Genomic DNA, 22,626 nt, shown 5'->3' with positions numbered 1-22,626 from the left:
GTCTAAAGTATAACACAGTTAGTTCTTAAGGATTAACTTAAAATACAGATAGACATGAAACGCACATTACTTTTTTTAGCAGCAAGTTTCGTAATCGGAGCTACTGCACAGGCAGCAGATTTTGCACAAGTAACAGCCCCTGATGATAATCTAATTATAAACTCAACGGTGATGAGTCCGGTGATTTTTATAGAGCGCGGTGTCGAGTTTCTAGTCTATCCTAATGGAACATTAGATTTTAATGTAACTCCGTCATCAACTCGCATAAATGGTAAATATGTGAAAGAGGTTTACCATCCGGGTAATCATAAGATGAATTACAATACTGGTGCAAATTATCGCAAAGGATATGTGCAATATAATCGTAGTGGACAAGTAACCCAGATAGGTACTTTAACAATTGATTATTTACGAAATGGTCAAGTATCTCGCATAGGCGCTATTCCTGTAAAATATAAAAAAGGACGCTTAGATCAGATAGGTAATGCAAAAATGCATTATGACAGAAGCGGTCGTATTTATAAGCAAACCGGTAATTTATCTAACGGAAAAGATAAAATTAATTTAAATATAAAAGTTATAGAAGTATATGGAGACCGAAGCCGCAGGTAATGAAGCAAATGCTTAAAAACCAGGTATAGTTTCCGTGAAAGAAGACTCGCCTGATTAGCGAGATCTAGTTTGATTTTTTTGGTTGGTTAGTTGATAAGTCCCCTGTAAATTCTTTTGCAGGGGACTTTTATTTGTACGGTGTATCGCCGCCAATATTTCGTAATTTTGTCGCTATGCAAATTCAAGATACCATAGCCGCATTGGCAACTGCTCCCGGTGCGGGAGCGATAGCAGTAATCCGTGTTTCGGGAGAAAACGCGATTGATATTGTTTCTTCCATTTTTGATGCTAAAAGCGGAAAGATTCTTAAAGATCAAGATACCCATACTCTGCATCTTGGAAATATAAAAGACGATAATCGTATTATTGATGAAGCGCTGGTTTCCATTTTTAAAGGGAAGCGATCCTATACGGGAGAACCTACCATTGAGATCTCGTGTCACGGAAGTTCCTACATTCAGCAAGAAATACTTCAGCTTTTATTTAGGAAAGGCTGTCGTGCTGCTAAAGCCGGTGAATTTACCTTACGCGCATTTATAAATGGTAAGATGGATTTGAGCCAGGCAGAAGCTGTAGCCGATTTGATCGCCAGCGATAATGCCGGTGCACATCAAATCGCAATGCAACAAATGCGTGGTGGTTTTTCTAACGAAATAGCTCAACTACGTCAGGAATTACTTGATTTTGCATCGCTTATCGAGCTCGAACTTGATTTTGCTGAAGAAGATGTAGAGTTCGCCAATCGCGAAGAATTTCAGAATCTGATCACAAAAATAACACGTGTTTTAAAACGTCTTATCGATTCATTCGCCACTGGAAACGTTATTAAAAACGGAATTCCGGTAGCCATAGTAGGCGAACCCAATGTGGGAAAATCGACCTTACTCAATGCACTTCTTAATGAAGAACGTGCTATTGTAAGCGATATCGCAGGTACAACCAGAGATACCATTGAAGACGAACTCTCAATAGGCGGAATTGGATTTCGTTTTATAGATACTGCAGGAATACGTGAGACTGTAGATGTCATAGAAGGCCTGGGAATCAAAAAAACTTTTGAAAAAATCACACAGGCTCAGGTGGTTCTTTACCTCATTAATGCTGATAAGTTTAGAAATCAACCCGATCTATTTATTGTTGAAATTCAGAAAATACGCAACCGTTTTCCGGATAAACCTTTAGTATTGGTCGCAAATAAAATAGACCACCTCACCGAAGCGGAACAACACAGCATTAACGAACAATTATCTCAATTAATACCCGAAAATTCTAAATCTGCAGTGCTTTTAATTTCTGCTAAAACCGGTACTGGCGTAGATGAGTTAAAAGAACAATTACTGCAATTTGTAAATATGGGCGCTCTTCGCAATAACGAGACTTTAGTTACCAACTCCCGCCACTACGACGCCCTCCTAAAAGCCCTTGAAGAAATCGAAAAAGTACAACAAGGGATCAATGATGGGTTGAGCAGTGATTTAATGGCAATTGACATTAGAGAAGCTTTATATCACTTTGGTGAAATCACCGGCCAGGTTACAAACGACGAACTGCTGGGTAATATTTTTGCTAATTTTTGTATTGGCAAATAAAATGTATTTCTTCTCGTTTACTTTTGTTTCTTTTAGCTGAATAACAGCTTATTAATATATTTTTCCTTTTCTCTTATTTACTTTGTTAGTATATTCGTTACTTCATATGTACCGCATTTTATTGCAATGCAGTACAATCGTACTACATCATGAAGATATCATTAAGAGAGCGAAAATTAAAGAGTGGTAAAATCAGTCTATCTATAGAATACTATAAAGGTTCTGAAATAACCCCGGAGGGAAAACGAAGACATATTCGAGATAATGAAAATTTAAAATTATCCCTCTATGGAGAACCCAAAAATGCTAATGAAAGAAAAAGCAATAAGGAAACTCTAGCTTTAGCCAAAAAGATTTTAGCTATTAGAGAAGCTGAATTCTATCAAGGTCGCTTCAATATTAAAAATACAACAAAATCTAAAAGACGCTTCTTTGACTTTTTTATAGAAAAGGTTGAAGAGAAAAGTGATAGTCCAAAAAACTATGGAAATTGGACAGCTACTCTAGTACATTTAAAGCGTCACATTTCTGCAAATACAACTTTTGAAGAAATTGATGAAAAATTCGTAAAAAATGTACGTCGTTATTTTGATAAGGAAGCGCACACAAAAAGTGACCTTCCCCTATCCCTAAATTCAAAATATTCCTATTTTAACAAGTTTAAAGCAGCTTTAAGGGCTGCGTTTAATGAAGGGTATTTGTCAATAAACATTGCAACTAAAGTTAAATCTTTTGAACAAGCAGAAAGCCAAAGAGAATACCTGACGTTTCAAGAGGTGCAGAAATTAGCTAAAACACCTTGTAAATATGAAACTCTAAAATCTGCATTTCTCTTCTCTTGCTTAACAGGCTTAAGATGGTCTGACATTAATAAAATGCAGTGGGCTAAAGTTAGAGACGAAGGCGATACAAGTCGCATCAATTTCAGACAAGAAAAAACTGACGGTGTAGAGTATCTCTATATTTCTAAACAAGCGCGTGATCTCTTAGGTGATCGTAAAGAACCTATAGATAGGGTATTTATTGGTTTAAAATATTCCGCAGTTTATAATAATGAGATAGTTCGTTGGTGTAATCGAGCTGGTATTTCTAAGCATATTACCTTTCACAGTGCTAGGCATACAAATGCCGTACTTCTATTAGAAAATGGAGCTGATATTTATACTGTATCAAAACGTTTAGGGCATCGAGAAATAAGAACTACAGCTATTTATGCGAAAATTGTAGATCAAAAAATGAAAGAGGCTTCTAATTTAATACCGATACTAGAATTATGAATCACAATAAATTATTTATAACTGTATTCATATTTGGCATGTTAATTTCCATTTTGATAAATTATTTCAATTTTCAAATAGGTTACTTCTTCATAACTCTATCTATGACTTTGATGACATCTATTCTAATAGTTAAAGAGCTTAAGGTTATTGTGAAATATTCTTTAGCCTACATGTTTAACTTAAAAACAGATTTTTTCGATAAAAATATAGAAAGACCTCGTCTCTTTACGTATATAGTATTTGGAGCTTTGAGTGTGTTTATTATTATTCAATACCACCATTTAAGCAAAGATTTATCAATTACCCGTTACTTTTCCACTTTGTTTTTTCAGATTTTTCTAGTATGCAACTTCTTTTTACTTTTTACCTGGCTTGAAAATTTCAAAAAAACTTTCATCCCGAAGGCTCAAAAGAAAAAATTGGCCAGAAATGCTAAACTTTATGAAATAAAATGGACTAGGGAACAATTGAAATTAATCTATGAAAATCTTAATGATAAAAATTTAATAGAGCTGATTAACGAAGACTCTGATGAAATTGATTACAGGCTTTTCATAAATATACTTAATAACGGTACCATTCCAGAAACACCGGCTTTTAAATTAAATATGAATAACATTAAAACAAAATATTTTTTTGACCAACTAAAATATAATAGTGATGATTTTACATTGGATATGTTTCTGGAAATTTTTGATAACATAAATAAAAAATCAACCAGAAATTCAATAGAAGTTTCTTACACTAATGCTAGAATAAAAATTGACAAAAAGATAGAGTCTATTTTTCAAAAGGTTAAGACAAAAAAAGATTAAGATGCCTTAATAATCGGCATTTTGCAACTTTTACATTGCCCACCTTTGCTTTCGTTAATCCACAAATAGAAAGCAATGGAAAACCATTTAATCCTTGAAAAATTGAACCGATTAGAAAAACTAATTATTGGTTCTGCAAAAGAAATTCTTACCGTAGAAGACTTAATTAACTACACAGGTTACAAGAGATCCTATATCTATAAACTTGTACATAACAATGTAATTCCATTTTCAAAACCAAATGGAAAGTCCCTGTTTTTTGAAAAGACAGAAATTGACGCATGGCTTCTTCAAAACAAGAACCAATCAGATTCTCAAATAGAAAATCTGGCTACGGAATATATTAATAAGTCTAGAAAAAAATAAAGCGTAGAGCTGTCACTCTACGCTTAAATTCTTTCACAATTACATCCTAATATAAACCGTATAGTACAAATATACGGTTATTAATCTATTCAATAAAATGGAAATTATACCGTATATACGGGTAGGAACTGCCTATTTCAAACTTGTCGAAGCACCTACAATTTCAGGACATACTAACGAATTTCTAGTTTCTTGGAATATTCATACTATACGTGATGATCACGGAAAAAGTTATTTAAGTAAAATACCTAAGTATGATGGCTTTACTTGTATTCCAAATCATATCAATTTTAGAAAAGAATATTTAAAATTTTATAACACCTATCACGAACTAAGCAATTCTCCTAAAGAAGGAAGCGTCGAAAACTCATTGAAATTTTTAAAACATATTTTCAGAGAGCATTATGAATTAGGCCTGGACTACTTACAACTACTTTACACCAAGCCGATTCAAACCCTACCGATTCTTTGCTTGGTCTCCAGGAAGAGATCAACAGGAAAGAGTACTTTTTTGAAATGGATCAAAGAGATCTTCGAGAACAACGCTACATTTCTTACCAATGATAGCTTTGGAAGCCAATTCAATGCCGACTGGGCAAATAAACTTTTGATAGCTGTTGACGAAGTTCTTTTTAATAAAGAGGAGCTCACCGAAAGAATAAAATACTTGAGTACCTCGAATGTCAACAAATTAGAAGCTAAGGGTAAAGATAAACGAGAGGTCGAATTCTTTGGCAAGTTCATTTTATGTAGTAATAATGAAGATAGTTTTATAAAGATTGATGCCAGAGAAACAAGGTTCTGGGTGCGAAAAATACCTGAAATACAAGAAGAGAACACCTCCTTCCTGCTCGACCTTATCTCAGAGATACCGGCTTTTATGTATTTCTTAAAAACCCGGAAGCTTTCCTCTCAAAATAAGACTAGAATGTGGTTTACTGCTGAGCAGATAAATACCAAAGCTTTAATAAGACTTGTACAGAATAATAAAAATAGGGTTGAGAAAGAAATTGCTAGCATTTTCTTAAGTACGATGGAAAAATTTGAATTGGATCAATTGGATTTCTGCCCGGTTGATGTATTAGCTGCATTGAATCGAACCCGGGTTAAAACAGATCTAACGCACATTCGCAGAATACTAAAAACCGAATGGAAATTAAAAAGTCAATCCAACTCATTAAAGTATCAAAAATTAGTGCTTTTAACTGATGGGGACATCGTTCTAACGGATGCTATAGGAAGGTATTTCACAATTTCAAAAGATTATATAACCTCAAATTTTGATGAATTGATGACAGACTAATATAATTAATTGATAATCAAAATAATAAACACTCATCAAATCCTCATCAAACGCTCATCAAAATCAATTTTGATGAGGATAGTCTTTAAAAAGTGATGAATTGATGAGAGTTTGATGAGAGCCTTAAACCTTGTTTTCACTGGTCTAAGAAAAATCTCTCATCATCTCATCAAAAATCACCCGAAAATAGATGCTAATGAAAAAAGAAAGATTTGACTGTAAAACAGCTAGAAATATCCCCGTTGAGAGTGTTCTTTCAAGAATAGGTTTATTCCCAAAAAGAAACTTAGAAAAAGATGCCTGGTATCTTTCTCCATTCCGATCTGAGACGAAAGCCTCTTTTAAAGTTTCTAAAGTTTTAAACCGCTGGTATGATCACGGTGAAGGGCGTGGAGGAAACGTGATTGACCTCGTAATACTTCTCAAAAATTGTACTGTTTCTGAGGCTTTGAATTTTCTTAAAGAAGAAAGTGAATCTTTTTCTTTTCAACAGCCTAAACAATCAAAACGTAAAGAAACTAAGAACTATGAAATTGTGAATATAGATAAAATCAAGAATCCCACTTTGATTAGCTATTTACAGAGTCGAAAGATTGATGTTTCACTGGCAAAAAAATACTGCAAAGAATTGCATTACTCTGTGGGTACTTCAGAAGCAAAATCTAATAGCAATGTTAAGACCTATTATGCTATTGCATTTAAAAATGACCTAGAAGGTTATGAAATCAGAAACAAATTTTTCAAAGGCTGCTTAGGAAAAAAATCAATCACAACAATTTTGAATCAGTCGTGTACTGCATCTCTATTTGAATCCTGGTCAGATTTTCTATCCTATTTAACGTTAAAAAGTATGATTCCAGATGAGGATTTTATAATCCTAAATAGCACTTCTTTAATTAAAAAAACTGAAAAATTATTAAACCGGTATCACACATTAAAAGTGTTCTTTGATAATGATGCTGCTGGAAAAAATATTCTTGATTTCGTTAAGAATAAAGCCAATTCAAACGTGCTAGACTGCAGCGTGCACTACTCTAGTCACGAAGACTTGAATGAATATTTAGTCAATGTTAAAAAACGAGCGGTTTGAGCGTAGCCAGTCGTGGGCAACGTGTACACTCCGTGCACACTTTTACCCAGCCTGGCTATTCGCAGCAAAAGCTGCTCATAGAATTTCAACATATAAAATCTAGAGAAATGAATTCAAATAATAAATCAAGAGTTGTTTTTTATTTATCCAATCAGGACAAAGAACTACTCAATAATCACTGCAATATTTTACAAGTTCGAACATCATTCTTTGTTAGAAATTGTGTCCTTGAAAAATTAGGAAAACCCATTTTAGAAGTCAGTAAAACCAATATAGAAGTTAAGCAGTATACTGGCGAATTAATTAAAATAGGAGTTAACCTTAATCAAATATCCAGAAAACTAAACTCTGGATCGAAGTTTATGATTGCTGATCAAAAAACAGTCCTCGATCAAATAAGCGCAATAAACAATCACATACTCCAAATCAAATCTCAATTATAATCATGTCAAATAATCAAGATTTTACTTTAAAACTAATGCAACAAGTCTCTGATGAATTGGAGAAATCAAATGCAAAAATTGATCAGCTTGTTATCGCTCAAAATGATCTCAAAATCCTCATTGAGAAACAAAAAGATCAATCTAAAAGACAATTTGATGTACTTACTAGACATCAAGGAAAGTACATAAAAGAGAATTTGGAATCCTACTCTGATAATATTAAAGAGTTAATCTTAAGTAGAGAGCCAGTTGTTAATGAAACGCACAATTCCCAATACATTCTTTTTGGAAAGGACTCTCCCTTTACCTCCAAATTGTTGTTATCTCTTATTACGCTAATCCTAATTTCCATCCCCCTTTTTAAATATGTTCCTAGTTATTTAAATGAAAGAAGTGTTTTGAAAGAAGATCTAGAAACTTATAAGCTATTTTATGATTATGTCTTTTTCATTAATTATAAAACCGAAAATGAGCTTCCCTCCAACTTGACTAATATCATTAATGATATTAAAAAAAGAGACTCAACTTATATAAATTTTGTCAATCGCCAAAGATCCAAATATGAAATCCATTTAAAGAGAGAATCTCTTAAGTCAGAATTACAAAAACTACAAGAATGATTGCAAAACTTCAATCCATATCACACACCAGTAATGCCTTATCCTACTGCGAAAAAGGTGGAGAAGTTTTGACTACTAATAAATGCTTTGGAGAAGCCAGTCAAATATTTGAAGATATGAAGCTTCACGAAAGGTTTAACGATCGCTGTGAGAAAAAATCGTTTCATATAAAAATTAGAATAGCTCCAGAGGATAAAGGAAAACTTAGCACTCAAGATTGGATCAACATCTCTGAAAGTTATGCGAGAAAAATTGGTTTTCAGGATAATATATATGCTGCCTATATACACGAAGAAAATTCTGAAAGAGAACACATTCATATAGTTGCTAGCCGAATTATGGATAACAACTTAGCTGTTTCCGATAGCTATACTCATTATCAAAATTTAGATTTCTGTAGAGAAATAGAGCGGAAATATAAGCTAAGACAAGTAGAAAGGAAGCTTGAAAAAATAAAAGCTCAAGAACAATTTATCTCCGCTGATAAACGAGTTCATGATTTAAAAGAAGCTATACTAAAGGCTATTGACATTTCGGACTCGATGGAAGACGTAATATTTCATCTTAAAAACGAAAACATTAAAACTAAAATAGGCAGAGGAATTTCATTTATTGATCAAAATGGTGTTCAAAAAAAAGGCTCTGATATCGATAGAAAACTTTCACTTAAAGGAATTGAAAAGTTATTGAGCTATGAAAACCAAGAAAAGAATCAATATCCAATACGACGCAGATAAAATATGGCAAAGATAATTTTAATAACGCATCAGAAGGGTGGAGTTGGAAAAAGTACATTAGCGTTTAACCTGGCTATTAACTTTTCACAAGCTAGCAAGGTCGCTATTGTAGATATGGATCCACAAGGTAGTTTGGCTCAGTTAGAATCTATAGTTACAGATATAGATATTTATTCTAATGTTATAAATGAAAAATCAATTAGAGATTTAGAAGCAGACTTTATTTTCATCGATACACCACCTTATCTTACAAACCATCTATCCTGGTTAGTTTCACTATCTGATTTAGTTATAATACCTACAAAAGCTGGGATTTTAGATTTAATGGCTATTCAAGCTACAGTTTCTATTATGAATGATAACAATGCACTGGATAAATGTATAATAGTCCTTAACATGATCAAGCCAAACACAACACTAACATTAGATATCTTAGTTGAATTAGAAAAGCTACAGCATATTAAAATAGCTAAGAATCATATTAGTGACTTAGTAGTTTACACACGATCTATCTTAAACCAAGGTGTAGATGAAAATAGAAAGGCTACAAGACAAATAAATATGTTATCTGAAGAAATATTAAAGCTCTTACTATAATTATAAGAATCTAAGTTTCTACAATTATAGATATCTAGAATATATAATGCTAATTTTTTAAAATGAAAAAAGGTACAGAATTAAGTGGGTTAATAAATAAAGTCAAGGAGAGTCCCAAAACATTACAAAAAATAAGTCCAATAAAACCTACTAAAGATGAAACTCAATTCTCATTTTGGATTGAAAAGATGCTTTTAAAGGATTTCAAGTTAATAGCTATTAAAGAAGATATAAGTCTTAAGGATTTAATTACTAAATGTATTAAAGAATATATAAAAGAAAAGTAGCTTAAAAATTAAATGAAAATGCATTTTCTTCCCTTCTGCTCGCTTTGTATTTTTCTAGCTCGACTTTATATTCATCATCTGATAAAGCTTCGTAATAAGCCTCTGAATCCTCAGGGAAGTCCTGTATACATTCAATATCAAATGAGAAAGCTTGAGACTTCTGAAATTTTGAATATTCGTCAGCAATCTCGAAGTAAACAAATTTTAAAAAATCTAAAAATGAATCATTTTGATAGGACTCAGAAGTATGATCCAAAACCCAAATCACAAACTCTGGAGCAAATGCACCCAGGCCACCATTGGTTTTCCAATCAGGAAATGCTAATTCAAGAAAATGTAAAATCTCTTCAAGTTGAACAGAACCTGAGTAGTTATATAAAATTTGATCATAAAAGGGATTGACATCTTGAATGGTTTCTTGATACATTATGTAGCACTTGAGGTGTCATTAAATTTAGTAAATATGATTTAAAAACGATCTCGAGCAGAAGGGAAAAAAGATAAATCATCACACAAAAAAACAGATATGATAAACAAGAACTTAACATTTCAAACAATAAACAACCCTGATAAAGAAACTCACGAGATATTAGAAAGTTTTTTCAAAATAGAAAATCAGGTTTTCTTAAAAACGCTGACTTCAATATGCGCAAATCATGAACTTACAAATTTTAAATTAAGCTCAATTGTAAAAAAATTTTCGGAAGCACAAATTAAATACGTCTGCAGGACGTGTTCAAAAGAAATAATTAAGCCTTTTAAAGACAGAGCACACTTCCTGAAGATTGATCTTTTAGAGCCAATTTGTTCAGTTTGTATTGAAAATGAAGAGAAAAAACTACAAATAGAGAGGAACTTATATGAGGAGAAACATTTAAATCGGAAACTAGCTTTGTTAAAAAACGCGGTCGTTTCTGAGCGTTATAAAAATTTATCAAATTCTGCGAGGATCAAATTAAAGCAAATTTTCACAGTAAAGTCAGATATTAGTTTGGACTTTGAAGATTTAAAAACAAAAGACCCTAAACACGATAAAAGTATTTCAGAACTTATAGAAAATGAATTGATTTTAGTTCAGGGAGAATTTGATAGTCGGAATTTAAAGTATACTAAAATTAGAGATATTATTGTTGATCCAAATTTGGAAGATAATTTCAAAAAATACCTATCAGATTTAAAGGATGTATATGACAGCTCTGATTCAATAGCAGAAAAATTTAAAATAAAATACTTTTCAGAAGATGAAAAGATTATAAAGTTAGATGCTACAGAATTATCCTTTCTACTCAGGTTTTCAAAAAATGATTATTCTAAGAACCTCATTTGCTCTGGCGAAATAACTATTCCAGAAAATATTGAATGGGATAAAGGAGAAAAAATGGTATATGGCCTATTTAAATCTGAAAAAAACGGATATCATTTATCAATTAAATCTAAATCTAGAATTTTAAATTATAGGAATAAAACGATTGATAATCAACCTAAACTACTTGAAAACTTAATAGATGAGTGGAAGGATTCATTTAAATAAATATTTTAGTTGACTTGTTGGTCATTTAAAGGATTTACAATTAAAAGAAATACCATCAAAAAACCTTTATCAGATTGAAGCAAGGCAATGATAAAATGAACTCAAGAAATCTAACAGTATCACCGGGAGTTTAAATAAAAACAAGATCTATTTTTAAAATGCAAAAGCTATTGGATTAACAAAAGACAATAAGTTTGTGGTAAAGAGATTTAAGTATATCAAAATTGAGTAGTTCTTTGAAAAGCACAAAGGCCTTAGTAAATACAGTTCAGAGGATAGAATTTGGTATATGAAAATGCTAGAGATTAATGACCTTGTTAATTATGAGGCTAGCTATAGAGAAGATTTGCAAAAAGCGTTTATTGATTTGGTTGAAGATTATTTAGATACTCTCAAGAAACTTAACAAATTGAGAGTTCAATAAGTTAATTTATTTCAGAATATTTGAACTGAACATTTTAAATAGCAAACTGTAATCACTGAATATATGTGTTATAAAATAAATATCTATATTTATCAAATATAGATATTTTGTTATGAATATTAGTTTCACTAAAAAGCAAGAAGAATATATCTCCAAACAAGTTGCTTCCGGAGAATACCAAAATAATAGCGAGGTTATACGAGATGCCCTACGACTTCATGGCATCTATCGCGAAAAGGTCATACAAGATTTAAGAAAAGAAATTGAATTAGGCTGGGATGGTCCAGATAGTTCAATGACTATGGACCAGATTATTGAATCCAAGAAAAAATCTTGATGAATCACTATATACTATCTAAAAAAACTCAGGAAGATATTGACGCTATTTATGAGTTTGGAGTTCTCCAATTTGGAGAAGATCAAGCTCTAAATTATTTAACAGAATTGCGTGCTCACTTTGAGCTTCTATTAAAAAATCCTGAGATAGGTAAACAACGTCTTGAGATTAAAGAAGAACTTTACAGTTTTCCCTACGCTTCACATATCATCTTTTATCGCATTCTAAAAAATCATTTTAGGATTGTTAGAGTGCTGCACGGAAGCAGAGATTTGAGAAAGTTTTTAAAATAAAATTCAACTAATGGGGAAAACTACTTCAGAATCAGATACTAGAGCTAATTTTATTGATCCAAAACTAAAAGACAGTGCCTGGGAACCTATGCACATAATCAGGGAATACTATTTTACGGACGGTAGAAAGTTATTAGGAAATAAAAGAGGAAAACGGCTTTTTTTGGATTATCTCTTAAAGTTTAAGAATGTCAACTTAGCTATAATTGAAGCGAAGAGGTTAGATGATCATCCAACTAAAGGTTTGCAGCAAGCTTTAGAATATGCAGATAAACTTCAAATTAATTTTGTTTATGCTACCAACGGGGAACGTATTTACGAGTTTGACAGACGCTCCGGAAAAGGGGAATACGTAAAAGAATTCCCTACACCTCAAAACCTTTACGACCGCCTTTTTGGAAATCAAAATCAACTAAAAGAACAACTTAGAAACATACCTTTCTTACTCACCGGCAATTTTGGACCGCGGTATTATCAAGAGATTGCGGTTAATAAAGTGATGGATAATATTGCTGAAGAAAAGAAGCGTATTCTTTTAACGTTAGCAACCGGTACCGGAAAAACATTTATTTCATTTCAAATTGTACACAAACTACTACAAGCCAAATGGAATTTAGATGGAAATGACAGACGCCCACGCGTATTATTTCTGGCTGATAGAAACGTCCTCGCCGATCAGGCTATTAATACCTTTAATCCTTATGAAAAAGATGTAGTCAAAATTGATGGAGAAGAAATAAGACAACGTAATGGTGTTGTTCCTACTAATGCCTATATATTCTTTGCTATTTATCAAGCTATTGCAGAACGTGAAGACATAGGCGGTTACTATAAAGAGTATCCAAGTGACTTTTTTGATTTAATCGTAATTGATGAGTGTCACAGAGGGAGTGCCAATGAAGAAGGTTCCTGGCGTGCTATCTTAGATCACTTTAGACCTGCCGTACACTTAGGCCTAACAGCTACACCAAAGCGTGATGATAATATTGATACGTATAAATATTTCGGAAAACCAGTATATGAGTATTCTTTAAAAGAGGGCATTCAAGATGGTTTTTTAACACCCTACAAGGTTAAGCGAGTAACCACAAATATTGACGAATATATACATACAAGTGATAGCAGTATTCTTCAGGGTGAAATAAAAAAAGATCGTTACGAACTTAAAGATTTCAATAGGAGTATAACCATCAATCAACGTATTGAATTAGTTGCTAACACAATACTTAGCTTAATTGGTGAGATGGATAAAACAATCGTTTTCTGCGCTAATCAAGACCACGCATTAGATTTAAGAGATGCTATAAATAAACATAAAACGATTTCCGACCCTAAATACTGTGTACGCGTAACAAGTGACGAAGGTAAACACGGAAGAGAATTATTAGAAGAATTTCAGGATAACGATAGGGATATCCCAGTTATTTTGACATCTTCAAAAATGCTGACTACAGGTGTAGATGCCAGAAATGTTAGAAATATTGTACTTACTACACCTATAGCTTCTATGGTAGAGTTTAAGCAAATTATAGGTAGAGGCACACGATTATTTGAGGGTAAAGATTTCTTTACAATTATTGATTTTGTAGGAGCTACCAACCTATTTTACGACGAAGCTTGGGATGGTGAACCTGAAGATATTGATAGCGGCGGTGATAGTACCACTATGAAAACAAGGCCTCCCAAAAAGCCGAAAGTTGAAGATCCTGAAGAACCCTATGAAAAAAAAGAAAAATTAATTATCTCACTTAGCAGCGGTCGTAAAATTAAGGTGACTGATATTGATACGCGATACATAGATGAAAATGGAAAACCCTTAACGGCTCGGGAGTTCTTAGAAAAGCTTATTGGTGAATTACCTAAAATATATAGAGATGAAGCACACCTGCGTAAAATTTGGTCTAATCCAGATACCAGAGCTAGCTTGCTTAAGAGTTTAGGTGATTTAGGTTTTGATAATGAACAATTAAATGAATTGAGAAATATGATTGCCACTCCAGCGTGCGACATTTTTGATGTGCTTTCGCATATTTCTTTTTCGTCTGATTTGATAACACGTAAACAACGCGTTGAGTTTGTAAAAGGAGATCCTAAGTTTTTTGAGGTTTATAAAAATTTGGAAGCCCGAGACTTCTTATTCTTTGTTCTACAACATTATGAGAATTATGGTATTGAAGAATTACAACGGGATAAACTAGGCGATTTAGTTAAATTAAAGTTAGGTACCTCTAAAGATGCAAAAGCTGCTTTTGGCGATATGAAAACATTGCTAGGTGCATATTATAAATTACAGGAAAATATATATAGGGCAAATTAGTATGCAAATCGAATTTAAAAGCAAATTAGTAGATACAGAACAAATAATTGATGTTTCTAATGGACTAATGACATTTATTGGCGGTAACGGAAGTGGAAAATCATCTATCCTTGAAGCTATATTTAAAAAATATATAGAAGATGATGACTTTAAAGTCATTTGTTTCTCTTCGGGTCAGAATGAATTATTTTCATCATTATTTAACCAACATAAAAAGGTCAACAGAAGATATTTAAATGAAAGCGAAGAAACATCTATTGACTCGTTTTATTTTAATACAAGTTGGGTAAGAATGCTCGTTTTTTGGGCTACAATATTTAGACCTAATGGATACGTTAGAAAATATCTTAAAGAAAAAAATTACATTGAAGAAGACTCATTAAGAGATGATATTTCGTCTGAACTTCATTTTAGATTTCGAATAAGAAAGTATTATGTTGATAAAATCAAAAAAGAAATCAAAGAAGAGGAAACTACCGAGCAGACTGGCGAAGGTTTTGAATTTAACGAAAATCAATTAAGAAAAACGTCATTTCACGAAACGCTTGAGAAGATCATTGATGAATTCAATATAAATTTTGATTTTTTAAACCAAAACAATCTTTTTAAACGCTGGCTCAAATTTGATTCTAAGAAAGCATATGATGTTTTCACTCATAAAAGTATAAATAAAATTTTTACATTCTGGGCATTAGCCACTAATGGTTGGACAGCAAATACTATCTTAGAAGAATGCAAACTTACTTTTAAGGATGGCCTAGAATTCAATTCTTTAAGTGATGGAGAATACCAATTATTATCTATTTATTCAATACTAGATCTTTTTGATGCCCAAAACACAATTTTTCTCTTTGACGAAATAGATTCTCACTTGTATTTTGAAAATATTGAAAAGTTATGGAAGGTTTTAAAAACTGCCAATGGTAAAATAATTACCACAACACACATTTCAGATTCTATTTTACAAAATGAAATTGATAGCATTAAGCTAATTGAAAATGGTAAAGTTGAGTCAGACTTAACTATTAGGGAATTATCAAAAAGACTATCTAGTATTGTTGGGAAACAAACATATGAGTATAACATTGCATCTCGAATTAAAAAAATAGTTCTAATTGATGATTTGATTGATTGGTTAATATTTAAAAAATTATCTTACAAAAAATTGGGAGCTATAGTAGATGATACATTTAATAGTATCATTGCAATTAAGAGGTCTTCAAGCTTTAAAACTACAGACGAAACCTTTGGAAAAGGGAAATTAAGGTTCGTAGAAGATTTTAAAACTAATGCACCCAATAATTCAATAACAGAAGATTTTTTTCTGATTTGCGATAAGGATGACCTCCCGTTAAATCAAGTAACAGCTGATTTAACCGTAAAAATTCATAAGGAGTTTAAGGATCTTGAAAAATTTAAAGTCTCGACAAATTTTGTAAATACTCATTTACTCAGCTGGCGAAGAAGAGAGATTGAAAATTACTTATTGTGTCCTACAATGTTAACTTTTTATAATAAAATTCAAGAATTAGAAATTAGCCTTCCCCATTTAAATCTTGCTTTTAATAATAATTTTGATGCCTCCTCAGATATAAGAGAATTTGACAGTAAAACTATTGTCCACCCTTTGTATAAAGAAGGCGGCTTTGATGAAGAAAAGCTCGAGAGAATGATAAACCAAATTCCAGCTTCTGAAATATCTGAAGATATAGAATTAATGTACAATTACCTTAGAGATCATATTTAATGAGCATACAAAATAATATAGATAGAATTACAGATATTCTACGTAGAGACGATGGTATTAGCGGTGCAATGCACTACACCGAGCAAATCTCGTGGGTGTTATTTTTAAAATTCCTAAACGATTACGAAGAGAATAAGGCTGATGAATCTTTTTTAGAAGGAACAGATTACAATCATGTGCTTCGTAAAGATTTACGATGGAATCAATGGGCGTGCCCTAAAGACGATGATGAAAAGTTAGATGTAAAGCGCGCTTTAACTGGTGATGATCTTATTGATTTTGTAAATAAAACCCTATTTCCCTATTTAAAAGCATTCAAGACCAATACAAATGACCCAAAATCGTTGACCTATAAGATAGGGGCTATTTTTGAATATCTGGATAACCGTATCGCAAGCGGACACACCTTACGCGAGGTACTTGATATTATTGATAAGCTAGATTTCCAAAGTAGTGACGAACTTTTTGAGCTTTCACAGGTATATGAAAACCTGCTTAAAAGTATGGGAAGCGACGGTGGTAATTCTGGTGAGTTTTATACCCCAAGAGCTATTATTAAAGCGATGGTGGAGACTACAGACATCAAAGTAGGCGACACCATTTATGATGGCGCCATAGGATCTGGCGGTTTTTTGGTTGAAGCTTTTGAATTTTTAACCGCTAACGGTAAAAAAGAAAGGCTCTCAGCCAAAGAATGGGAAAAACTACAAAACGATACCTTTTACGGCCAGGAAAAAACCAGTTTGGGTTATGTAATGGGGATGATGAATATGATTCTTCACGGTATAGAAAGCCCCAATGTTTTTAGAGGAAATACACTTACGCAAAACATCAGGGATATTCAGGAAAAAGATCGGCACAATGTTATTTTAGCTAACCCTCCTTTTGGTGGAAAAGAGAAAAAACAAATACAACAAAACTTCCCGGTAGAGAGCAACGCGACTGAGATTTTGTTTATGCAGCATTTTATAAAAATGCTAAAACTGAAGGGTCGTGCCGCTATTGTAGTACCGGAAGGTGTGCTTTTTCAAACCAATAACGCCTTTACCAAAGTAAAACAAAACCTATTAGAAAACTTTAATGTACATACCATTGTAAGTTTGCCCAGCGGTGTGTTTTTACCCTACAGCGGTGTAAAGACTAATATTTTATATTTTGACCGAAAAGGAGCAACTAAAGATATTTGGTATTACGAGGTTAACCCACCCTATAAACTCACCAAAAACAAACCTATACAATACGAGCATTTAGCGGAGTTTGTAGAGCTTTTTCATAACCCTCAAAAACGTTGGAAAAACTATACCAAAGCCAAAGAAACCCGTTATGATTGGACAATACCGATAACTGAAATTAAAGATTATGATCTTAGTGCAAAAAACCCGCATACTATTGAAGTGGTAGAACATAAGAGCCCTAAAGAGCTGCTTGCTTCCATCAAAGAAAATGATGCTGAAGTAAATTCATTATTAAACCAAATTGAAATTTTGATTGATGGGTAACTGGGAAGAAATACAACTTGGTAAATTGTGTAAAATTATTGGCGGAGGAACCCCTAAAACGACCATTTCTAATTATTGGGGAGGTGATTATGTTTGGTTAAGCCCTACGGATTTACCAGAAATTGGAGTTATAGCTGAAATTAAAGACTCGAAAAAGAGAATTACCAAATTAGGCTTGGATAAAAGTTCTGCAAAACTGTTGCCTAAAGGAACTGTTTTATATTCTTCACGAGCAACAATTGGAAAAATTGGAATAGCTAAAACTGAATTAACTACGAATCAAGGTTTTACCAATTTCATATGTTCAGAAAAGATTATAAACACTTTTTTGGCTTATGCGCTTAAAAGATATACAAATGAAATTACTGATTTAAGTAATTCTACAACATTCAAAGAAGTTTCGAAAACTTCAATTAGAAACTTTAAAATTCCACTCCCCCCTTTACCAGAGCAAAAACGCATTGTTGCCAAATTAAATGGGCTATTTGAAAAGATAGATCAAGCTATTAGCTTATTAGAAGAAAACATACAGCATACCCAAGCTTTAATGGGAAGCGTGTTGGATGATGAGTTTGGGAAGTTAGATTGTAAAAATTTTGCTTTAAAAGATATTTCTGAAAAAATTCAATACGGATATACTGGTAAAACTAAAGATAAAGGAGAATATTATTATTTAAGAATTACCGATATTCAAGACAGTCAGGTTAATTATAACAAAACTCCATTTTCGGATATCCCAGATGACAAGGTCTCGAAATACATTATGAATAAAGGGGATATATTATTTGCACGAACCGGAGCTACAGCAGGAAAATCCTATCTGTATAATGATGAGGAAAAATCAGTTTTTGCTTCATACCTAATTCGAGTTGTGGTCAACCAGAAAACCTTATCTCCTTTTTATCTAAAGTGGTATTTTCAATCTGATGACTATTGGAATCAAATTTTTGGAAATATAGTTGGTGCTGCCCAACCAAATTTTAATGGAAAAAAACTAGGCGAATTAAATATACCTGTCCCGAATCTTCAAATTCAAAATAGTTGTGCTGAAAAATTTGAAAAATATGATAAGGTAATAAGAGCTTCCAAAGAGAGCCAAACCAATAAACTTGATTATTTAAAAGCTTTAAAAAGCAGCTTATTAGATCAGGCTTTTAAAGGCGAGTTTTAAAAAACAATAGCACTTCATCGAAAATTACCACCATATTAACATTTATAACTTATAAGTTATATATATTTGTCACGACAAACAATGCAATATTCTATCACACATGAAGCATCTTTCAAACATCTTGAGGTTTATTCCCTTACGCCAGTTGGTGAGTCTACAAGTTTATTCATTGAATTTAGAGATAGAATTGCTTTAGAGCACCCTGAAAAATTAACGCATATATTATCCTGCTTAGAACAATTAGGTAAACGCGGTGCCTTAATTAGTTTATTACGTAATGAGCAGTCAGGATCCGAGCTATTGGCAATACCCAAGAAAAATTATAAAACACCCCCTACTTATCAAAAAGACGGGCTGCCGTCAAAAAATATGTTGCGACTATACTGCCATAGGCTTAATGAAAATGTTTTATTTGTCTTTAGTGGTGGTCTTAAAACTACTAATGACCCATTAAAATGTCCCAATGTAAAACAACATTTTTTAAACGGGCAAGATTTTTGCAACGCTATAGATAGAGCAATACAAGAGAATGAAATATATTGGATCGATGATTACACAGATATCGATTGTGAAGATAATTTTATTATAGAACTATGAAAAAAAACAAAGGAAATAGCATAACAGACTGGTTAGACACTAAAGGAGATGCATTAACACGACGCATGGTAGAGAATAACTTCTACTATATAGATCGCATCACTGAATATATGGAAGATCAAGGAATAGCTTCTATTTCAGAGCTTGCTAGGATTTTAGATAAAAAGCAACCTCAAGTTTACAGATGGATGTCTGGAGAACAAAATATAACAAGTGAAACACTTGCTTATATTGAATTAAAACTGAATATAAGACTAGTTAATCAAGGGAAGGAGCAAAAATCAAACGCTCAACCCATTATTTTAAGTTTTACTAGAAATAATGCTTCTGAAAGATCAGATTCAGATTATCAAGAGAACAATACGATAAGTTATGCAGCAGGCACTTGCTAAAGCAAATGAAATTTATGTCAATGGAATTCACTTTGATGAAGAATCTTTAAAGGCATTTTCACCTTCTAAAGAAAGTCATTCTGGGATTGTTTTAGATTTTGCACATAATCTAGAAGAAGAATTAATGCGTATAGATTTAGGTATGACTCTCGATGGAAATGTAATTTCAGAGGTGATTTTCCATTATAAAATAGAAAAGCTAGAACGATTTTATGAAATTAGCGAGGGAAAAATGGTGAATTTTGATAACGCATTTATCAGCCAGTTATGTGGTATTTCCTATGCCACATTAAGAGGCTTAGTCCTTGCATTAACTCGAAATGCTTCAAATGTGTTGCTTCCTATTGTTGATCCTCAATTAATAGTAGAAACTTTTCATAATAAAAGAGTTGATGAGTCTGAATGATACAATATAAATAGCTTATCATTTTCATAAAGGGTCAGAAGGCTTTTTAGATTCATATCATCTGCTATTTTAAAATCATAGTTTTTAAAATATAGTTATAAGATGAAATTAAAATAAGAATATAATTAAATGGGCCAGAAGGTCGGGACGTTACGTTTTACTCCGCAATACCAATTAAGATATACGTTAATTGGGAAGGATGATACCATTCTCCAAATAATTTCCCAGTAATGTGAGAGCATTGGAGAAGGTTGATAACAGTGTAACAACTGTTAGCTTCCTGAAGTTGCATTTGTCATAAAGTGATTTGACCATTATTAAGATGTTTAAGATGACTTTTACAAAGATAGCGATTTCTATACCTGAAAAGAGTAGCGTCGCAATAGCCCGTAAGGGTGAAAGCTTCGAAGGGCATGTACATCCTAAACCTGCTACTATTAGTATCTGGCCCTATTTTTAGATTATGGAGACAGTAGATTGGTTTAAATTAAAACGCTACCCGCATATTGGAGAGCCTTTAACCCTAAAAGATTATAATTGGGTTAAAGAATATGTTGAAAATCCTGAAAAAATTAAAGAGCATAGCTTTTTACCCCTCATCCATAAATGCATTGTTTCCAGAAAATACCGCGCAAATTCATCAAACACAGATAGAACAAAGAAAGGTGAACGAATGCGAATAATAGGTAAACCTAAAGTCAGGAATATATACTACGCTTCACATCTAGACGCTGTTGTATTTTCATATTACAATCATTTAATCAATAAGAGTTATGAAGAACTAGTTATTACTAAAAACTTCAACAAAAGCATAGTTGCTTATCGGAAAATCCCTGTGGCTACAGACTCACCTAATAATAAATGTAATATTGATTTTGCGAAAAGTACTTTAGAGTTTATTAAAAACAACAAGGACAAAAAGCTATCGGTAATAGTTGCTGACGTAACCTCATTCTTTGATAATTTAAATCATAAAACCTTAAAAAAGCAATGGTCTACAGTGTTAGAAGAAAAAACGCTTCCTGACGATCATTATAATGTTTTTAAGGCGTTGACACGATTAAAATATGTAGAAGGCGACCAATTATTTAATGCTTACGGCAAAACTATGCTTGTAGAAAGAGGCGTACCAAATTCCTCGACCTGTAAAGAAACTAAGCGCATAGCAATTGAATCAAATGCTTATTTCAAAGAAAAGAATGCCATTGCTTACTGTACTAAAAAAGAATTTTTATCTAATAACCTGAATCTGGTCATTTCAGCAAATAATAAAAAAGGTATTCCCCAAGGAAGTCCTATAAGTGCTACATTGGCTAATATATACATGTTAGATTTTGATCAAGAAGTATATGACAAGGTTTTAGAAGTAAATGGTTATTATCAGAGATACAGTGATGATCTAATAATTATTTGTGAGCGGGATAATGAAGATGAGATAATAAAATTCATTAGGGATCGTATAAAAAACATAGCTAAACTAGAAATACATCCTTCTAAAACGTCGGTGTATAGATTTGAACAGATTGATGGTGTTTTTAAAGGTTTTGAGATTGACGAATCTACCAAAGAGCACAACTACAATAAAACTTTAGAATACCTAGGCTTTTCTTTTGATGGTCAACGTGTATTAATTAAGGATGCTGGTTTTTCTAAATACCATAGGTCAATGAAAAGATCATTCAAGAAATCCACATCATTAGCTTTAAATAGTAAAAATCCAGATAAGAGTATATTTAAATCCAGACTATACAAACGCTTTACACATAGAGGAGCAAAGCGAAGAAAAATATATCACCCTTCCAAAACAGATCCTACAAAATATGTTGAAACCAGAAAATATGATTGGGGTAATTATTTAAGTTACGTCTATAAAGCTAATGACGCAATGATATCAATTAACAAATCTGATGCTATTAAATATCAAAGTAGAAGATTTTGGAAAAGGTTTCACCAGTTAATGATATTTCACGAAAGTAAGTTGAAAAAAAAATAAATCGACATAAATTACCCATTATGTAAGCACTCCATAAAACCTGTACCTCATATGTATCTCACTACTCCCCTAACCCATTATAAATAAAGGAAAGTTACTTATTGTATTGGTAAATAACACATCAAAATTTACTGTTTCCACAGGTATTGTTACACTAAATCACGCAATCGAATGACTCTA

25 protein-coding genes are annotated in these 22,626 nt (G+C 32.5%); 24 read left to right on the top strand and 1 reads right to left on the bottom strand.

The window, feature by feature from the left end; translation table 11 throughout:
* The first annotated feature begins 54 nt into the window (after positions 1–54).
* The 12 genes from DSM00_RS13015 (at position 55) to DSM00_RS12960 (ending at position 9,739) form a co-directional block, all read left to right on the top strand.
* Positions 55–612, top strand: coding sequence for a hypothetical protein (locus DSM00_RS13015; RefSeq protein WP_128758405.1), 558 nt, complete (start codon positions 55–57; stop codon positions 610–612).
* Positions 613–785: 173 nt separating this feature from the next.
* Positions 786–2,201: a tRNA uridine-5-carboxymethylaminomethyl(34) synthesis GTPase MnmE gene (mnmE, locus tag DSM00_RS13010; RefSeq protein ID WP_128758404.1), complete on the top strand. Its 1,416-nt coding sequence runs from the start codon at positions 786–788 to the stop codon at positions 2,199–2,201.
* Positions 2,202–2,350: 149 nt separating this feature from the next.
* Entirely contained in the window at positions 2,351–3,478 is a 1,128-nt protein-coding gene (locus DSM00_RS13005) for a tyrosine-type recombinase/integrase (RefSeq protein WP_128758403.1), read from the top strand.
* A gap of 104 nt (positions 3,479–3,582) precedes the next feature.
* Complete coding sequence (locus tag DSM00_RS13000) at positions 3,583–4,296, top strand: hypothetical protein (protein WP_128758402.1); 714 nt, start codon at positions 3,583–3,585, stop codon at positions 4,294–4,296.
* 75 nt (positions 4,297–4,371) lie between these two features.
* Positions 4,372–4,662, top strand: a complete 291-nt coding sequence (locus tag DSM00_RS12995; RefSeq protein WP_128758401.1) for a helix-turn-helix transcriptional regulator — start codon at positions 4,372–4,374, stop codon at positions 4,660–4,662.
* A gap of 97 nt (positions 4,663–4,759) precedes the next feature.
* On the top strand, positions 4,760–5,965 hold the full coding sequence (locus DSM00_RS12990) for a primase-helicase family protein (protein WP_128758400.1): 1,206 nt from the start codon (positions 4,760–4,762) through the stop codon (positions 5,963–5,965).
* 196 nt (positions 5,966–6,161) lie between these two features.
* Positions 6,162–7,055: a toprim domain-containing protein gene (locus tag DSM00_RS12985; protein WP_164916338.1), complete on the top strand. Its 894-nt coding sequence runs from the start codon at positions 6,162–6,164 to the stop codon at positions 7,053–7,055.
* Positions 7,056–7,162: 107 nt separating this feature from the next.
* A complete protein-coding gene (locus DSM00_RS12980) occupies positions 7,163–7,498 on the top strand; it encodes a plasmid mobilization protein (RefSeq protein WP_128758398.1) in 336 nt (111 codons plus the stop codon).
* 2 nt (positions 7,499–7,500) lie between these two features.
* Entirely contained in the window at positions 7,501–8,118 is a 618-nt protein-coding gene (locus tag DSM00_RS12975; RefSeq protein WP_128758397.1) for a hypothetical protein, read from the top strand.
* Positions 8,115–8,855 carry a relaxase/mobilization nuclease domain-containing protein gene (locus DSM00_RS12970; protein ID WP_128758396.1) on the top strand — a complete coding sequence of 247 codons (741 nt, stop codon included), beginning with the start codon at positions 8,115–8,117 and terminating at the stop codon, positions 8,853–8,855. The genes DSM00_RS12975 and DSM00_RS12970 overlap by 4 nt, the downstream gene beginning before the upstream one ends.
* A 3-nt stretch (positions 8,856–8,858) precedes the next feature.
* Positions 8,859–9,452, top strand: a complete 594-nt coding sequence (locus DSM00_RS12965; protein WP_128758395.1) for a ParA family protein — start codon at positions 8,859–8,861, stop codon at positions 9,450–9,452.
* 62 nt (positions 9,453–9,514) lie between these two features.
* On the top strand, positions 9,515–9,739 hold the full coding sequence (locus DSM00_RS12960) for a hypothetical protein (protein WP_128758394.1): 225 nt from the start codon (positions 9,515–9,517) through the stop codon (positions 9,737–9,739).
* Position 9,740: 1 nt separating this feature from the next.
* Here the strand turns inward: DSM00_RS12960 and DSM00_RS12955 are convergent, their stop codons facing one another.
* Positions 9,741–10,166, bottom strand: coding sequence for a hypothetical protein (locus tag DSM00_RS12955; protein WP_128758393.1), 426 nt, complete (start codon positions 10,164–10,166; stop codon positions 9,741–9,743).
* Positions 10,167–10,265: 99 nt separating this feature from the next.
* Here DSM00_RS12955 and DSM00_RS12950 point away from each other — a divergent pair, with 99 nt between their 5' ends.
* From DSM00_RS12950 to DSM00_RS12900, 12 genes are all read left to right on the top strand, one after another.
* Positions 10,266–11,270: a hypothetical protein gene (locus DSM00_RS12950; RefSeq protein ID WP_128758392.1), complete on the top strand. Its 1,005-nt coding sequence runs from the start codon at positions 10,266–10,268 to the stop codon at positions 11,268–11,270.
* Between the two features lie 536 nt (positions 11,271–11,806).
* A complete protein-coding gene (locus DSM00_RS12945) occupies positions 11,807–12,031 on the top strand; it encodes a type II toxin-antitoxin system ParD family antitoxin (protein WP_026755265.1) in 225 nt (74 codons plus the stop codon).
* Entirely contained in the window at positions 12,031–12,324 is a 294-nt protein-coding gene (locus DSM00_RS12940; protein WP_128758391.1) for a type II toxin-antitoxin system RelE/ParE family toxin, read from the top strand. The genes DSM00_RS12945 and DSM00_RS12940 overlap by 1 nt, the downstream gene beginning before the upstream one ends.
* Positions 12,325–12,334: 10 nt before the next feature.
* Positions 12,335–14,641, top strand: coding sequence for an EcoAI/FtnUII family type I restriction enzme subunit R (hsdR, locus tag DSM00_RS12935; protein ID WP_128758390.1), 2,307 nt, complete (start codon positions 12,335–12,337; stop codon positions 14,639–14,641).
* Position 14,642: 1 nt separating this feature from the next.
* Positions 14,643–16,388 carry an AAA family ATPase gene (locus DSM00_RS12930; protein ID WP_128758389.1) on the top strand — a complete coding sequence of 582 codons (1,746 nt, stop codon included), beginning with the start codon at positions 14,643–14,645 and terminating at the stop codon, positions 16,386–16,388.
* Positions 16,388–17,887 carry a class I SAM-dependent DNA methyltransferase gene (locus tag DSM00_RS12925; RefSeq protein WP_128758388.1) on the top strand — a complete coding sequence of 500 codons (1,500 nt, stop codon included), beginning with the start codon at positions 16,388–16,390 and terminating at the stop codon, positions 17,885–17,887. The genes DSM00_RS12930 and DSM00_RS12925 overlap by 1 nt, the downstream gene beginning before the upstream one ends.
* Positions 17,880–19,058 carry a restriction endonuclease subunit S gene (locus tag DSM00_RS12920; RefSeq protein ID WP_128758387.1) on the top strand — a complete coding sequence of 393 codons (1,179 nt, stop codon included), beginning with the start codon at positions 17,880–17,882 and terminating at the stop codon, positions 19,056–19,058. The genes DSM00_RS12925 and DSM00_RS12920 overlap by 8 nt, the downstream gene beginning before the upstream one ends.
* 81 nt (positions 19,059–19,139) lie before the next feature.
* Complete coding sequence (locus DSM00_RS12915) at positions 19,140–19,655, top strand: hypothetical protein (protein WP_128758386.1); 516 nt, start codon at positions 19,140–19,142, stop codon at positions 19,653–19,655.
* Positions 19,652–20,047, top strand: a complete 396-nt coding sequence (locus tag DSM00_RS12910) for a helix-turn-helix domain-containing protein (RefSeq protein WP_128758385.1) — start codon at positions 19,652–19,654, stop codon at positions 20,045–20,047. The genes DSM00_RS12915 and DSM00_RS12910 overlap by 4 nt, the downstream gene beginning before the upstream one ends.
* Positions 20,028–20,453: a hypothetical protein gene (locus DSM00_RS12905; protein WP_128758384.1), complete on the top strand. Its 426-nt coding sequence runs from the start codon at positions 20,028–20,030 to the stop codon at positions 20,451–20,453. The genes DSM00_RS12910 and DSM00_RS12905 overlap by 20 nt, the downstream gene beginning before the upstream one ends.
* A gap of 331 nt (positions 20,454–20,784) precedes the next feature.
* Complete coding sequence (locus tag DSM00_RS15720; protein WP_262707486.1) at positions 20,785–20,913, top strand: hypothetical protein; 129 nt, start codon at positions 20,785–20,787, stop codon at positions 20,911–20,913.
* 3 nt (positions 20,914–20,916) lie between these two features.
* Positions 20,917–22,446 carry a reverse transcriptase/maturase family protein gene (locus DSM00_RS12900; protein ID WP_128758383.1) on the top strand — a complete coding sequence of 510 codons (1,530 nt, stop codon included), beginning with the start codon at positions 20,917–20,919 and terminating at the stop codon, positions 22,444–22,446.
* Positions 22,447–22,626 lie beyond the last annotated feature (180 nt).

It is taken from the genome of Leeuwenhoekiella aequorea (assembly GCF_004104375.1).
In the GTDB taxonomy this organism is placed as follows: Bacteria; Bacteroidota; Bacteroidia; order Flavobacteriales; family Flavobacteriaceae; genus Leeuwenhoekiella; species Leeuwenhoekiella aequorea.
Note: the sequence above shows the minus strand (reverse complement) of the source record. Positions and strands in the feature narration are given on the sequence as shown.

Coding starts and splice junctions, on each gene's coding strand:
- DSM00_RS12990 (WP_128758400.1), top strand. CDS start 4,760: ATGGAAATTATACCGTATATACGGGTAGGAACTGCCTATTTCAAACTT.
- DSM00_RS12970 (WP_128758396.1), top strand. CDS start 8,115: ATGATTGCAAAACTTCAATCCATATCACACACCAGTAATGCCTTATCC.
- mnmE (WP_128758404.1), top strand. CDS start 786: ATGCAAATTCAAGATACCATAGCCGCATTGGCAACTGCTCCCGGTGCG.
- DSM00_RS12960 (WP_128758394.1), top strand. CDS start 9,515: ATGAAAAAAGGTACAGAATTAAGTGGGTTAATAAATAAAGTCAAGGAG.
- DSM00_RS12940 (WP_128758391.1), top strand. CDS start 12,031: ATGAATCACTATATACTATCTAAAAAAACTCAGGAAGATATTGACGCT.
- DSM00_RS12980 (WP_128758398.1), top strand. CDS start 7,163: ATGAATTCAAATAATAAATCAAGAGTTGTTTTTTATTTATCCAATCAG.
- DSM00_RS12950 (WP_128758392.1), top strand. CDS start 10,266: ATGATAAACAAGAACTTAACATTTCAAACAATAAACAACCCTGATAAA.
- DSM00_RS12945 (WP_026755265.1), top strand. CDS start 11,807: ATGAATATTAGTTTCACTAAAAAGCAAGAAGAATATATCTCCAAACAA.
- hsdR (WP_128758390.1), top strand. CDS start 12,335: ATGGGGAAAACTACTTCAGAATCAGATACTAGAGCTAATTTTATTGAT.
- DSM00_RS12955 (WP_128758393.1), bottom strand. CDS start 10,166: ATGTATCAAGAAACCATTCAAGATGTCAATCCCTTTTATGATCAAATT.
- DSM00_RS12930 (WP_128758389.1), top strand. CDS start 14,643: ATGCAAATCGAATTTAAAAGCAAATTAGTAGATACAGAACAAATAATT.
- DSM00_RS12900 (WP_128758383.1), top strand. CDS start 20,917: ATGGAGACAGTAGATTGGTTTAAATTAAAACGCTACCCGCATATTGGA.
- DSM00_RS13005 (WP_128758403.1), top strand. CDS start 2,351: ATGAAGATATCATTAAGAGAGCGAAAATTAAAGAGTGGTAAAATCAGT.
- DSM00_RS12910 (WP_128758385.1), top strand. CDS start 19,652: ATGAAAAAAAACAAAGGAAATAGCATAACAGACTGGTTAGACACTAAA.
- DSM00_RS12915 (WP_128758386.1), top strand. CDS start 19,140: ATGCAATATTCTATCACACATGAAGCATCTTTCAAACATCTTGAGGTT.
- DSM00_RS12995 (WP_128758401.1), top strand. CDS start 4,372: ATGGAAAACCATTTAATCCTTGAAAAATTGAACCGATTAGAAAAACTA.
- DSM00_RS12905 (WP_128758384.1), top strand. CDS start 20,028: ATGCAGCAGGCACTTGCTAAAGCAAATGAAATTTATGTCAATGGAATT.
- DSM00_RS13000 (WP_128758402.1), top strand. CDS start 3,583: ATGACTTTGATGACATCTATTCTAATAGTTAAAGAGCTTAAGGTTATT.
- DSM00_RS12965 (WP_128758395.1), top strand. CDS start 8,859: ATGGCAAAGATAATTTTAATAACGCATCAGAAGGGTGGAGTTGGAAAA.
- DSM00_RS12985 (WP_164916338.1), top strand. CDS start 6,162: ATGAAAAAAGAAAGATTTGACTGTAAAACAGCTAGAAATATCCCCGTT.
- DSM00_RS12925 (WP_128758388.1), top strand. CDS start 16,388: ATGAGCATACAAAATAATATAGATAGAATTACAGATATTCTACGTAGA.
- DSM00_RS12975 (WP_128758397.1), top strand. CDS start 7,501: ATGTCAAATAATCAAGATTTTACTTTAAAACTAATGCAACAAGTCTCT.
- DSM00_RS12920 (WP_128758387.1), top strand. CDS start 17,880: ATGGGTAACTGGGAAGAAATACAACTTGGTAAATTGTGTAAAATTATT.
- DSM00_RS13015 (WP_128758405.1), top strand. CDS start 55: ATGAAACGCACATTACTTTTTTTAGCAGCAAGTTTCGTAATCGGAGCT.
- DSM00_RS15720 (WP_262707486.1), top strand. CDS start 20,785: ATGACTTTTACAAAGATAGCGATTTCTATACCTGAAAAGAGTAGCGTC.